The organism is Coleofasciculus sp. E1-EBD-02 (assembly GCF_040218245.1).
GTDB lineage: Bacteria > Cyanobacteriota > Cyanobacteriia > Cyanobacteriales > Coleofasciculaceae > Coleofasciculus.
Window position 1 is genome coordinate 1 of sequence record NZ_JAVJQN010000156.1, and the last position, 13,476, is coordinate 13,476.

The window sequence follows — 13,476 nt, forward strand, 5'->3', positions numbered from 1 at the left end:
CAAGACAAGGAAGACAGGTAGACCAGTAGACAAGGAAGAGTGAGAACGAAAAATAGGGCGTTTCGGCTTTTAGAAGTTAGTTTGACCGAACCGAATTCTGTACGGTTTTCCCCCCTTGTCTTCTTTCCTTCCTTGTCCTCCTTGTCTTGTCCCAACCCTAAAATAAAAAACCTACACCTGTCAGCTCCCCCTACCCCCCCTGCTTTCTCTGCTTCCCCTGCTTCCCCTGCTCCCCCTACTCCCCCTGCTTTCTCTGCTTCCCCTGCTCCCTACCCTCCCACAACACTTATTCAGCAACCCCAAATTAGGTGTACCACGCCACTACGGAACCGGACAATCCCCGAGCGTCTCAACAGGCAATTGTGGTATCAAAATTGTGCCATTATTTGCCGTTGTATCGGCTTTGAATGTACTGTCAAGATCGATGTAATTTAGAGAGAAACCATTCTCGCTGGTATTATTACTCAAATCTAAACAGATAGTCGATTCCGGCTCAAGATTTGTCAGTGATCCAGTTTGCACTACAAAACCATTGGCATTGTCAAGAACACCTGGGTTTCCTGTAAATGTATTAAATCGGACACCCGCGAAAAGTTCCGACTGATCTTCTGCTAATATCAACGCACCAAAACGAGCGTTATCCATTACTATATTTCTTTCCAGTAGTAACTGGAGAGTTGAGTTATTGAGTGCGTCTGTAAAAATGCCATCGGGTTGGGGAAAATTTAGGTCAACACCCTGAAAGCCATTACCGTTAACTAGATTTTCAGTGATTTCTAGTCTCAATGTGGCAGCTTCTTGAATGCTAACACCAATACCATGATGACCATTATTCAAAATCTCATTGTTGTCAATCGTGACGTCTAAATCTGACTCCCCGATCATAAAACCCGCAATCCCTAACGTTTCATTCTCAGAAATCTGGTTATTTTGGATAATGACTTCTCCTTCAGCATCAGCCATAGAGTCTACAGTTATTCCCCGCCCCTGATTTCTCGCGACGGTATTTTCCTCAATCATTACCATTCCACTGGAATTATCCAAGAATGCGAAGATAATCCCATCCCTTTGATTATTTAAAATAGTATTATTGGCAATAGTGAATGCCCCTTGAGAATTATCCCGCATAAATAGGACAATTCCATTAAACTGATTATCCGACAGCGTATTATCTAAAACTGTAACCGTTTCAGCGGAATCTGCAAATAATCCCATGATAATCCCGTCTTCTTGATTACCCCTAAGATTATTGTTAGTAATCGTGACTATTCCCTCAGAATTATCTATTAGCGCCATAGAAATTCCACCAAATTGGTTGTCTGAAATTTCATTGTTGATAATTGTGACGCTTGAATTAGAATTGCTGAATAGCTCAGATAAAAGTCCGGCACTGCCATTGTTTTGACTTGTATTATCCTTAATATTAAAGTTAACATTGACAGCATTAGCCAATCTGAAACCAATGCCGTTAAGGAGATTATTCGCCAGGACATTTTCCGAAACCGTTACTGTACTGTCCTCAGTATTAAACAGAACAATACCCATCCCATCGCCTGTCGTATTGACAATCTGATTCCTGACCAGGTTTAAGTCAACCGAACCCGCCGTATTGCCAATAAAAAATCCGCTATTACCCAAACCACCTGTCGTATCAATACTATTATCAGTAACGGTGACAGTTCCTGTCGTCTCCAGTAGCACTATACCAGCTTGAGTTGAATTCGCGATCGCGTTATCCCGAATTGTTACCGTATCAATCTCCCTCCCCTCAATCGCAAAAGTACCCGCATCAGGGATATAAAACCCAGATAGGGTGGTTCTATTACCCAGAGTTACCGAAGCCGCCGCGCCTGGAGTAATCGTGGGGAGTATTCCTGCACCTGATAGCGGTAATTGCACTATTCCTCGTTCTACAGTATCCAGTTTCTGAATTGGACCGGTGGATAACACCTGCACTTGATCAGGAATGGTAAACGGCGGAATCCCTGGATTGGTTCCAGGTTGTACATAAACAACATCATTACCATCAGATACCGTTTGATCTAACCCATTCTCAACGATACCAAAGGGATTTTCAAACGTACCCTCTCCCCCCATTTCGCCCAAAACAACATGCTGAAATACATAAGGTTCCCCTGTTTCCGGATTTGTCGCTGGTACGTCTTGGAAATCATCTTGATGATCAATCACAATTGCATTCGTTCGCTGCACCGATTCAGCTAATCGTGCCAAACCTTGATCATCATCATCCGTTAACCCTTGGGGACGATTTCCGGGAAATGTCGCACCCACGGTAAACACTAAATTCGTGCCAAATAAATCATCATTTTGTAACGACAACCCCAGATTAAAATTATCAGAAGGACGTGCTTCCAATCTCACTCGCCATCCCCATATCTCTGAACTCCCTTCCGCATCATACCAATACAATCCCCCATAGCCGCGCAGATCCCCATCTATACCAATTCGAGCAAGTTTTGCGCCAACTTCTGCATCCCAACCTCCCATGGCGGCTTCTTTGTTTTGCCCCTGTTCTAAAATCAAGAAATTGCGGCGAAAGAAAATATCTCGAACTCCAGCATCACCAACTCCTTGGCGTGTATCGCCAATGGGTAAATAAGCATTCACCCGAAAATCCCAAACAGTTCCTAAACTTTCTATGCCTAACCCCAATTGATTAAAGGTATTGTGACCTGTATGGCGGTTATCATAACTCATATAACCGCCCCAAATTCGATGGGAACTGGCACTATAGGTACGATATCCCAGGATCAGATTACCCCCCAAATTTGCATCATCGTTATCCAGGAAGAGTCGCCCTTCCAAAAACGTCAGATTTTTACCTGGAGTTTGCAAAAGGGGAACAAATCCCTCTAGGCGGGTAAAGCCATCAAATCCACCACCAGAACTCGTATGTCCAATTCCTAAACGGGGTTGGATTCTTAAGCTATCAGACGTTTCGGATGCCGCCTCTGTCTGCGCTAGCATTGGTGGGCTAGAGATAGAGAGGAGGAGTAGACTGATTAATCCCAGTTTTGTGTTTTTCATTAGTCTAAAGGCAGAATTGAGGAGAGATGTTCCGGTGGAACCTTTCTCAATTCTGGTGAATGTCTGTAAGAACAAGGGACAAGGAAGAGAAGATTTAAAACTATTTTATACGGTTATCTTATCATTTATCTACTCTGCCACTATTTCATATAGGGACTTTGAACACCAATACAGACTTTGTAGATGCCAGTGATGACTGGGAAATTTCTCATAAGGAGCTTCCCATTTTAGATTTTATATTTATCCATTTGTGACCTATGTCACTACCTAACCTGATCACAGATCACGATTTGCTGTTTAGAAAAATCACAAACTATCTTTTAGGACGATCACAAAATTGATCTAGAAAATCATTCATAATGATGACAACAAAAATGAACATTTAATATTTGTGAAGTCAATGAACGTTACTCTGCCTCAGACACATATCGAAGATTTAGTGACTAAGGTTTTAATGAATCGCTGTATTACCCCCTCCGATCAGCAATTTTTAAAATGTGCTTTACTGTATAAAGATAGCTTAAAGGAACATGAACGAATTCTGATTGAACGAGTTTTTTATGGGATACGACATGGATTGCTGGAAATCCTTGAATCTACATCGGTTTAGTGATTGTTCGAGATAGATAAATTCCAGAAAGTTGGGCTAGGCGTGTTCCCACCTATAAAACCTTGTCCTCGAACGCAGTGAAGGAGCCGGAAGCGTAATCCGTAAAATTGCTACAAAGGAAGCCTACACCGATCCTAAGGGTAAGGTGTAGGAAGATGTCATACCAAGTTGCAGTCTAAGGTAGAATCTGTCATGCTGAGCAAAACGCAGTGAAACCCTTCACTTCGTTCGAGGGCAGGCTCCGTGACGCGAAGCATCTGTCCAGATTCTAAAGCTCGTTCCTCGCTATAGCTTCGCTTCACACTTCGCTCAGAATGACATGATAGAACGCAACTTGGTATCACGAGTGTATTCTACCATTGGGCATGATAGTTCCGGCTAAGGAGGCGTCACTTAAGTCCGCTCCCATTAAATTCGCGCCAATTAAGTTAGCCCCATTCAGATTGGCATGACTCAAGTTAGCATCTGTTAAATAAGCCAAAAGCAAACCTGCTCGCTGGAGATTCGACTCAGCTAAGTTAGCATGTTCTAAGTTCGCCTCTAGCAAATTAGCCCCTGACAAATTAGCTTTATATAAATTGGCTTGGTTCAGGTTGGCTTTGCTGAGTTGGGCGCTCTGCAAATTGGCGTTTTTGAGGAGCAATCCACTGAGATTGGCGAGACTGAGATTCGCATTTTGCAAGTGAGCGCCAGTCAGATTAGCCCCCGTAAGATTCGCGTGACTCAGATTCGCACAACTCAAGTTAGCCCTTGACAAATTAGCATGACTCAGATCAGCGCCCTTGAGATCCGCATCACTCAAATCAGCCCCGGTTAAATTAGCATCTCGCAAATCTGCCCGATGTAAATAGGCTCGAATAAAGCAAGCGCCTCTCAGGTTTGCTCCCCTTAAATCTGCTTGGCTAAGAATGGCTCGATTTAAGATGACTCCCTGCAAGTCTGCGGCTTGGAGACTCGCGCGACTTAAGCTGGCTCCCGTACAGTTTGCCTTTGCCAGTTTTGCTCGTTTCATTTTGGCATCGATCAGACTTGTGCCAATTAAGGTAGCATGTCGTAGATCCGCATCGAGTAGAGTAGCGCCCGTGAGAATCGCACCACTCAAATCTGCTTCCCTGAGAATTGCAGCCGTCAGATCGGCTTGGGAAAGCGTGGCTTCAATCAATAGTGCATTCTTGAGATCAGCCTTACTTAAATCTGCATCTTTAAGCTGAGCGCCAATCAGTTTAGCTTTGGCTAAATTAGCTTGCTGCAAATGGGCAGCACTCAAATTAATGCGACTCAGGTTTGCTTCAGTTAAATCGGCTCTGATCAAATTAACTCCGGGGAAATTGCGTTCTCCAGTTTCGTGCAAGTTCAGAAGTTTTGCTTTAGTTAAACATTGACTTAATTTCATAAAAACGCTTAAGTTTATGGATTTTTGTTAGCTACAGGCTATCCATATTAGGGTTAGCAAAATGTTTTGAATTGGAATTTACATTCTCCATGAATGAAATCGCAAATAAATTCCAATAAGGATAAGATTGCCCTAAAAAATGGGCATCGTCAAAACGAGTAAACTTGTTTTCTCTAGGGTCGGTTTTAATGTAAATTAAATCCATATCCCTATAAAAACATTAGATACTGAGTGCCATGATTCCTGAACAAGTTCGATAGACTAATCATTATTAATGATTATCTTCGTCTTGCAATCAATGAACATAAATAAGCTTGTGGCAACTCTGTTGGTATCACCTCCAAAACTTGGCATAATCAAAGCCAAAACAATAGGTGGAATTTATCGCCATTCACGGTTTTAGTTCCCACCAATTCCTGAGTTTAGGGCGGTATAAATAAGTAATCAGCGAATAGCTTATTTATACCCTGTCCTTTGTGAAAACTGGAGTTTTTTCTAAGGGGAAAACTACGGTCTTCACGGTAAAGGTGGTTGAAGCGATATAAAGCTAATCAATATCCCGATCCTGAATCAGGAGATAACTGCTCACCGATATTGGTTATTCCAACCGCTACAAAAAGTCTTTTCCTGACGATAAATTTTCATGCCAACCAGGTCTGGGCATTAAGCTAGAAAAATCGCTGCTCGTTAATGCCCTAGTGAATTTTACTACTGCGCCCAAGTCTTGAGAAGGCGTCATACCGTTGGAGTTGAATTGCGTTAGTTTGTTGTTGTAACCGATCGCCCAATTGTCAGTCGCGATAAAGGGGCTTCCTTAAATAGCCATCGGTCTCCCGATTAGAGATCCCCTCAGACTATACGTCGCCGACAGGCTGACTTCGATTGGCTCAAAGGATGGCAAGAAGCCACATTGATACAACTCATGTTTTAAAGATAATCCCTGGGTGTCAGATCCGGCAAGGTATGATTCATGGCAAAATGGGGCGAAGATGCCCATTCCGCTCAAAAGTCATCCCCAAGACGTTCTCATTGCTGTTATTGGGAGTTGAAAGAACAATTTTTGATTCACGAGTATGGTAGACTCTTGTGATACAGGTTTTACAAACAAGCAACGTTCACCTCTATATGATTCCCTAGGGGCAAACGTTCCGGATGTCTACCCCACACCATACCGATGATAACCACTGCCTCATCCGACCCAAAGCTCTTTGGCTATTGGGCTTATCTAGCTATTGAAAAACATTTCCAGAGAACCGTTCAGTATGAAACTGATGTTCTCAAGGATAAAGATCCCGAAGCGCTACACCAAATGCGCGTAGGGATGCGACGGCTACGGACAGTGGTGAGCGGTTTTGCCCCAGCCCTGGTATTACCCAAAGCTGCTCGTGAGAAAAAGATTGCTAAAGTGGCGCGACGGCTGGGACAACTGCGGGATTTGGACATCATGCAAGATGCGCTGCAAAATCAGTATCTGCCTACTTTGCCCAACTCTGAACAAAAAATAGGCAAAAAAGTATTAGCAACGTTAGAAAAGCGGCGTCACCAGGTCTTAGTTCAAGTTCAGAAAACTCTCAACGGCAAACCCTATCAGGAAATGAAACTGGCATTTCAAGATTGGTTGCAGACGCCGAATTACGGAACTTTTGCCGAATTTCCAATTGATCAGATTTTGCCGGATTTACTGTTACCGTTTATGAGTCAGTTTTTCCTCCACCCCGCGTGGCTTATGGGTGTACACCTTTCAGACGGACAGAAGCAGGTGGCTCAGGATCTGAGTTTAGAGGATGTGGTTGAACTATTCAGTGTTCAGGGTTCAGTGTTGCACAGTTTGCGGAAACAAGCCAAACGAGTGCGTTATCAGATGGAATTATTTACTGACTTTTATGACACGCCTTATCAGGATTATGTGAAAGAGATTAAATCGATTCAGCGTATTTTGGGACAGATTCAAGACAGTTTCGTCTTGGCAGAATTTCTGTCGGATTGTCTGAACTCAGAAATTAAGAAGAAACTCCCAACGCTGGTAGAGCAGTTGAGTGGCGATCGTTATCAATTATGGCAGGAATGGCGATCGCTCCAGGAACGATATCTCCTTCCCCAAACCCGCAAGGACTTGCGTCTAATTGTTGTACACCCAGTAGAGAGCGGGACTCACACCTCATCGGTTAATATCCAAGACGCACAACATGCCAATTTGAGTACTTAACATTAAATATTGAGATGATTTAATCTGTTGATTACCGAGCCTTTACCTTGATTGCTTACAGTAGAGCTGCCCTGCTATACCAGCTTGTAAAAATCTGGCTGGAGAGAGTTGCAGCCCATGATTCCAACTTCCAGAGCCGTTTTGGACGTAAACCCGACTCAATCTCTTGGTCAAGCCGAACTTCAAGATTCACGTCGATTGCATTTTTATGCTAAAGGCGACAAAATTCCCATAATTTCTCAAGGAGTTTGGCAGGTTTGCCAAGGTTTAGTTCAGCTCAGTACGCTTTGCCAGAATGGGGAAGAAGTGTGGCTAGGTTGGGCAGAACCTTCAATGTTTTTTGGTCGTTGGTTTTCTCTGCTGAGTGCTTACCAAGCGACGGCATTGTCTGACGTACATCTGATTTGGTTTTCTATAGAGGAGATCAATGCTTCACCGCGATTGGCTCAGATGATATTACCGCAAATCGTCCACCGGATACGCCAAACTGAAGCACTCCTCGCGATCGCGGGTCAGCGTCGAGTTGAAGATCGTTTACAACACTTGTTGCGGTTGATGCAACAGGAAATGGGTGAATCTGTACCCGACGGGACTCGTTTGAAGATGCGCCTGACGCACCAAAACCTTGCCAATGCGATCGGTACGACTCGTGTCACCGTCACCCGACTCCTGAACAAGTTAAAAAATCAGGGCAAGATTAGCTTTGACAGCGATCGCCACATTATTATTAAACCAGATAGCTTTAAAAATGTTGCTGAGTGGTAAGACTTTAGTTTTGAGTTGAATTAGGTTTGGAGTAGGGGCTTGGTTACCAAGCCCCTACTTGGTCATTTGGTCACTGGGTCACTGGGTCACCAAGCCTCTAGGTTGGAACTCCGGGAAATTTAGCCATTCCATGACAAAAAATAACCCACCTAATGTCATGGATGTAGCGATAGTTTATAGTATGTGTAACCCAAGTAAAATCACACGTTAAATTTTTCAGGAGTAAGTCCCTGTCTTTGGAGACGATTTCAATTCCACCAGCTACAGGTAAACAACCAGTGGGACTGGTTGTACTTTTACATGGCTGGGGGGCTAATGCTAAAGATTTGCAACCTCTAGTGCCAGAATTGGCTCTATCTAACTACCATGTCTTGCTACCTAATGCACCCTTTGCTCACCCACAGGTGGCTGGAGGCTATATGTGGTATGACTTGGAACGAGAAGACTATCAAGGCTTGGCACAAAGTCAGCGTCTATTGACAGACTGGCTAAAGTCTTTGGAAAGTCTCACCGATATTCCTCTTGCCTCTACGATTATGATGGGCTTTTCTCAAGGGGGAGCCATGGCTCTAGATGTTGGGTTACATTTACCCTTGGCGGGTTTAGTGTCAATGAGTGGTTATTGGCATCGCACGCCTCAAGAGATTGAACCTCCCTTGCCCCCGGTTTTAATCGTTCATGGTAGACAAGATAATGTTGTTCCTTTGAGAGTAGCTCATCGATTGCGGGATTATTTACTAGCGCTAGGTGCGCCGATGCAGTACAAAGAGGTGGATATGGGGCATGAGATTGCACCTGAAGTGGTGGAAATTGTGCGGGATTTTATTCTGGTTAATACATGAAATAGGAAACAGGGGGAGTTGGGGGAGATGGGGGAGATGAGGAAGATGGGGAAGATGGGGGAGATGAGGGAGATGAGGGAGATGAGGGAGATGGGGGAGATGGGGAAGATTGGGGAGATGGGGGAGATTGGGGAGATTGGGGAGATTGGGGAGTTAACTCAACATTTAGTCAGGGCGGGTTTTGTACTAAAGTTACTATCAATCGCCGACAGAAAGTCCCTAAACCCGCCCCTACAAACCGGGTTTTGTACTAAAGTTACTATCAATCGCGACAAGAGAGTCCCTAAACCCGCCCCTACAAACCGGGTTTTGTACTAAAGTTACTATCAATAGCCAACAGAAAGTTCCTAAACCCGCCCCTACAAAGTCGGTTGTCTTGAGCGAAGTGAAGGGACACCCAATCTCCAATTAAAACTCACGTCGGGAGAAAATCAGAATCGCGATCGCAAGCAGCAAGATCGTGTAGAGTATGGCATAAACGGCATGTTCTAAAAGCTTTACAGAGGAGGGAAGCAAGCCATAGACTGCCTCATTTTTCAAATTTAGACGGGATAAATCGGGTAAGATTAGGTAAAGACCTTGGGTTATCGTCTCAATCGTCGCATTTTCGCTGAGTTTGCCTAACTCCTGCACATCGCGACTCAAATGTCCCATTAAATAAATGCCGAAGGTTAGGAGTGTGGCGAGGATTGAGCTGGTAAACACACCAAACATCAGTGCTACAGCTACAATTAGGCTTAACTCTAAAAACTGATAAAGCTCTGAAATCAGTAGGCTAGCTAAGGGGTAATTAATGCCATTGAAACTGAGGAGAGCTAAGTAAATAGCTGTCATGGCGATAACCAAAACCGCTAGGACTCCCAGTAATCCTAAATGCTTGCCAATAATTAATTCTGCTCGTGAGATAGGTTTGGGAATTAAAACCAACACGGTGCGTTTTTCGATTTCCTTATTAATCAAACCTGTCCCAACAAATATGGCAACCAGCACTCCCAACGCACCAATCGCCGCTAGACCTAAATCCATAAATATTTTATCTTCTGTGGTGGCGGCTACTTCCCTCAGGAGTGGTAGCGAAACGACCAACAGTAGGGCAAAAAAGCCAATCACATAAAAGATGCGATCGCGAATGACTTCCTGAAACCCATTTGTCGCAATTGTCCAAATTCTACCTACAGTTTTTGTTGCCATTTATCTGATGTCCTTTGTCTTATGTCAACTCATTGGTTGCATCAATAATTTATAGAGTTGGTGATTGAGAGGTAACAATCGGTTCAGCGACGCGCCATCCTTCTACCGGATCACATTCTATCTGACTGACAAGACTAATACCGATGTCAGTTTGGCGATTGACGGATATTATCTGACAAGACTTGGTGAGTAAGTTTGGTTGAATTTGCGATCGCGGACCTTCCCAAAAGGCTTTTAGTTCTAAGTTATACCCCGACTCCCGCAGTGAAATCTCTCCAAGTTCCACTTGCCACAAATTGTCTTCTTTGATATCGGGGGAGTTAATTTCTTGCCTCACTTGAGTGGCAATCTGCTCAATCTGCTCAATCAGTTGTTCGCGTTCCCGAAGCAGAAGAATTTGTTCAACGTCTGACCAATCTTTGTTATTGAGCTGTTCTTCTAAGCGAGATGCTATCAAATCCAAAATGGTCGTCCCACGGGGTAGCCTTTGCCTCGATTCATCGGTGGATAGTCTGACCACAAAGGCACTTTTTTCAAATGTATCAGACGCAATTGTGGGATATTGAACTAACCAGTCTTGTACCAAAAAATAGAATTGAAACCAACTGCTTAGTATCAACTGACTCGTGAATAACCACACCAGCGGTTGACGTTTGTCTCTATCGGGAATTTTGGGTTTAAAATTCTCACCTAAACAAGTGGGCAATGCGGCAATTACTGCCGATATCAGGGGCCAGACCACTAAAGCGTAGGCTGGCAATTCGCCTGTAACAATGCCAAAAATATAAATGGTAACCAACGCACCTGTAATCCAGGGACTTAAGAGGATTTTACCAATGCTGATGTCTTTATTGCTAGTTGTTGCCCAATAGACACCTAAAATTAAAAACCACCAACTAAAACTCGCTAATATAATTGTAAAAATATTCGTCGCCAGAAATGACATTGCCCACGAGAATACGCTTAACCCGATCAGGGTCTGCCAAGAGAAAGCTGTGTCCGGGTTAAAGATTTCAAATATAGTTCTTAGGAGGTTATTTGCCCAATTTAATATATTGTTTAAAATTTTCCTAATCATTGGTTTAATTTGAAGCTAATGGTAAGAAATTTGGAAGTCGTTAGAACAGACTGAAAACCGTTTAAATTCAGTATTTATAGGTTGAATATCGCTTAGAATAGAGTATTCAATTCAAGAATATTCAAGTCCATAAATCGTAAGACTAAAATCAGCAAAATAGCACTGTAGCTATAGGCATTAGCCAGTAGCAAAGCAAAGGCAGGATTGGGTTTAGGCTTGGTAATCTTCCGCTTGGGTTGATTAAACAAGCCAGGTCTTTTGTTAGATATATCGGAACTCATTTCAAACTGTTCTGGTTGATCATGAATCCATTGCTTTATCAGTTCAAATCCGATTATTTTGATAATAAAGCTAAAAAAGAAAATCATGATACCAATCGAAATTAGTTGAGGATTTGGTGTATTTAATTGACTACCTAGGGGATGATCAAAGAAAATAAAATTTACAATTTGAATTCGCAAAAGTTGAGGCAACAAACTTTCTAGAACTAAAAAGGTTAACCAACCCAGGACAACGCTCCACAAATTCAGCGAGGTAGCATATTGCACACTGGTTTTACGAGTAAGGTTTAGCCGTCGGTGCAAGACCCTGGCTTCTAGGGCGATCGCGACCAACAGGAATAAGATTTGAAAGAGAATCAGTTGGAGAGGTAAAACAATAGTTAAGTTATCTACCATAATGGTTTCCGTTTAATCGATGGTATCAGTTCCTCGTTCGTCATACTCGCTTTCCTTAGAGGCGATCAATGTTACATCCTGGGAACCTCTGACATTCCGCCTTATTCCTCCTAACGACGACGGGGATAACTGTCTGGCTTGTTTATACTATATTAGATTGGCAGGGATAAGAGGATAAATATTATTCTTACCATTCCCGGTTATATCCTAAACTGAGTTGGGGTAAAGTCTTAAGGATCGTCAATGACTAGGACAGGTATTGGTATTCGCACGGCGGCTGAGCGTACAGAACGGATCACGGGTCAGATTCATGTTTACGATGGCATCGGTAAGGGGAAGTCTCAAGCCGCATTGGGCGTGGTTTTACGCTCAATTGGTTTGGGGATCAACTGTGCGGAATCCAGTCGGGTCTTATTGTTACAGTTCCTTAAGGGACCGGGACGGAACTATGATGAGGATGCGGCGATTGAGGCGTTGCGACGGGCGTTTCCTCACTTGATTGATCAGGTTCGCACGGGACGAAGTGAGTTTTTTACCCAAGAGGAAGTGACGCGGTTTGACACGTTAGAGGCGCAGCGCGGTTGGGATGTGGCGAAAGGCGCGATCGCGTCCAATCTCTATTCGGTTGTGGTGCTGGATGAGTTGAATCCGTTGCTGGATTTGGGGTTACTCCCGGTTGAGGAGGTAGTGCAAGCGCTGAAAAATAAACCGCCGTCTCTGGAAGTGATTGTCACGGGACGCGGAACACCGCCAGCGCTGTTGGATTTGGCGGATTTACATAGTGAGTCGGTTCCTCATGATCACCCGGTTTCTCGGGAACAGGGAATTGAGGGAATCGAAATTTATACCGGTGCGGGGAAAGGAAAATCGACCAATGCGTTAGGGAAAGCGTTACAAGCCATTGGTCGGGGAATTAGTACAGATAAATCCCACCGGGTGATGATTATGCAATGGCTGAAGGGAGGAAGCGGATATACCGAAGACGCCGCGATCGCAGCATTGCGTCAAAGTTACCCGAATCTGGTGGATCATCAGCGTTGTGGTCGAGATGCGATCGTTTGGCGGGGACAGCAGCAGATTTTGGATTATGTGGAAGCAGAACGGGGATGGGAAATTGCTAGGGCGGCGTTAGCGTCAGGGTTGTATAAAACGATTATTCTGGATGAACTGAATCCGACGGTTGACTTGGAACTGTTGCAGGTTGAACCGATTGTCGAGGCGCTGTTACGCAAACCTCGTGATACGGAGGTTATTATTACAGGTCGTTGTAAAAATCAACCCGCTTATTTTGAATTGGCGACGGTTCATTCGGAGATGATTTGTCATAAGCATTATTGTGACAAAGGGGTGGATTTGAAGCGAGGGGTGGATTTCTAACATACACCTGCGGCAATTGTCTCTATCCTTTGTATAACAAGCATTACAGCCAACAACCCCAAAAGGAGCGATCGCGGTTTTGAACTCCCAAAGATAGACCCAAGTCTGAATCCGAGTTCCTCCTTAGGTTTGAGTGCGATTCCACCTTACGAGTGATGGTTTTCCCGTTCTGTGTTGATAGATTAGTAATAGCAAAGGAAAACGGCACTGGATGGAGGTTTTTCCACTGTGATCCATTGTCGGACATCGAAGGAGAGCGACGTCAGATGTCTGGACAGTGCTGGATAAG

The 13,476-nt window shown here is 43.9% G+C and carries 10 protein-coding genes; 5 read left to right on the forward strand and 5 right to left on the reverse strand.

What is annotated here, in order from left to right; all coding sequences use genetic code 11:
* Positions 1 to 321 precede the first annotated feature (321 nt).
* Positions 322 to 3,048, reverse strand: coding sequence for a right-handed parallel beta-helix repeat-containing protein (locus RIC07_RS25525; protein WP_446396962.1), 2,727 nt, complete (start codon positions 3,046 to 3,048; stop codon positions 322 to 324).
* Between the two features lie 400 nt (positions 3,049 to 3,448).
* Between RIC07_RS25525 and RIC07_RS25530 the strand changes: the two genes are divergently transcribed.
* Positions 3,449 to 3,658, forward strand: a complete 210-nt coding sequence (locus tag RIC07_RS25530; RefSeq protein WP_446396963.1) for a hypothetical protein — start codon at positions 3,449 to 3,451, stop codon at positions 3,656 to 3,658.
* A gap of 340 nt (positions 3,659 to 3,998) precedes the next feature.
* Here the strand turns inward: RIC07_RS25530 and RIC07_RS25535 are convergent, their stop codons facing one another.
* On the reverse strand, positions 3,999 to 5,051 hold the full coding sequence (locus RIC07_RS25535; protein WP_446396964.1) for a pentapeptide repeat-containing protein: 1,053 nt from the start codon (positions 5,049 to 5,051) through the stop codon (positions 3,999 to 4,001).
* 1,174 nt (positions 5,052 to 6,225) lie between these two features.
* Between RIC07_RS25535 and RIC07_RS25540 the strand changes: the two genes are divergently transcribed.
* From RIC07_RS25540 to RIC07_RS25550, 3 genes are all read left to right on the forward strand, one after another.
* On the forward strand, positions 6,226 to 7,257 hold the full coding sequence (locus tag RIC07_RS25540; protein ID WP_446396965.1) for a CHAD domain-containing protein: 1,032 nt from the start codon (positions 6,226 to 6,228) through the stop codon (positions 7,255 to 7,257).
* A 117-nt stretch (positions 7,258 to 7,374) separates the two neighbouring features.
* Positions 7,375 to 8,022, forward strand: coding sequence for a Crp/Fnr family transcriptional regulator (locus RIC07_RS25545; RefSeq protein WP_446396966.1), 648 nt, complete (start codon positions 7,375 to 7,377; stop codon positions 8,020 to 8,022).
* A gap of 230 nt (positions 8,023 to 8,252) precedes the next feature.
* Complete coding sequence (locus RIC07_RS25550) at positions 8,253 to 8,864, forward strand: alpha/beta hydrolase (protein ID WP_446396969.1); 612 nt, start codon at positions 8,253 to 8,255, stop codon at positions 8,862 to 8,864.
* A 408-nt stretch (positions 8,865 to 9,272) separates the two neighbouring features.
* Here RIC07_RS25550 and RIC07_RS25555 read toward each other — a convergent pair whose 3' ends face one another.
* The 3 genes from RIC07_RS25555 to fraC all read right to left on the reverse strand — a co-directional run bounded on the left by RIC07_RS25555 (position 9,273) and on the right by fraC (position 11,810).
* Positions 9,273 to 10,055 carry an ABC transporter permease gene (locus RIC07_RS25555; protein WP_446355132.1) on the reverse strand — a complete coding sequence of 261 codons (783 nt, stop codon included), beginning with the start codon at positions 10,053 to 10,055 and terminating at the stop codon, positions 9,273 to 9,275.
* Positions 10,056 to 10,104: 49 nt separating this feature from the next.
* Complete coding sequence (locus RIC07_RS25560; RefSeq protein WP_446396967.1) at positions 10,105 to 11,133, reverse strand: DUF5357 family protein; 1,029 nt, start codon at positions 11,131 to 11,133, stop codon at positions 10,105 to 10,107.
* Positions 11,134 to 11,225: 92 nt separating this feature from the next.
* Entirely contained in the window at positions 11,226 to 11,810 is a 585-nt protein-coding gene (fraC, locus tag RIC07_RS25565; protein ID WP_446376748.1) for a filament integrity protein FraC, read from the reverse strand.
* Positions 11,811 to 12,053: 243 nt separating this feature from the next.
* On the opposite strand from fraC, the gene RIC07_RS25570 reads away from it, so the two are divergent.
* On the forward strand, positions 12,054 to 13,187 hold the full coding sequence (locus RIC07_RS25570; protein ID WP_446396968.1) for a cob(I)yrinic acid a,c-diamide adenosyltransferase: 1,134 nt from the start codon (positions 12,054 to 12,056) through the stop codon (positions 13,185 to 13,187).
* Positions 13,188 to 13,476: the final 289 nt, after the last annotated feature.

Coding starts and splice junctions, on each gene's coding strand:
- RIC07_RS25525 (WP_446396962.1), bottom strand. CDS start 3,048: ATGAAAAACACAAAACTGGGATTAATCAGTCTACTCCTCCTCTCTATC.
- RIC07_RS25530 (WP_446396963.1), top strand. CDS start 3,449: ATGAACGTTACTCTGCCTCAGACACATATCGAAGATTTAGTGACTAAG.
- RIC07_RS25535 (WP_446396964.1), bottom strand. CDS start 5,051: ATGAAATTAAGTCAATGTTTAACTAAAGCAAAACTTCTGAACTTGCAC.
- RIC07_RS25540 (WP_446396965.1), top strand. CDS start 6,226: ATGATAACCACTGCCTCATCCGACCCAAAGCTCTTTGGCTATTGGGCT.
- RIC07_RS25545 (WP_446396966.1), top strand. CDS start 7,375: ATGATTCCAACTTCCAGAGCCGTTTTGGACGTAAACCCGACTCAATCT.
- RIC07_RS25555 (WP_446355132.1), bottom strand. CDS start 10,055: ATGGCAACAAAAACTGTAGGTAGAATTTGGACAATTGCGACAAATGGG.
- RIC07_RS25560 (WP_446396967.1), bottom strand. CDS start 11,133: ATGATTAGGAAAATTTTAAACAATATATTAAATTGGGCAAATAACCTC.
- fraC (WP_446376748.1), bottom strand. CDS start 11,810: ATGGTAGATAACTTAACTATTGTTTTACCTCTCCAACTGATTCTCTTT.
- RIC07_RS25570 (WP_446396968.1), top strand. CDS start 12,054: ATGACTAGGACAGGTATTGGTATTCGCACGGCGGCTGAGCGTACAGAA.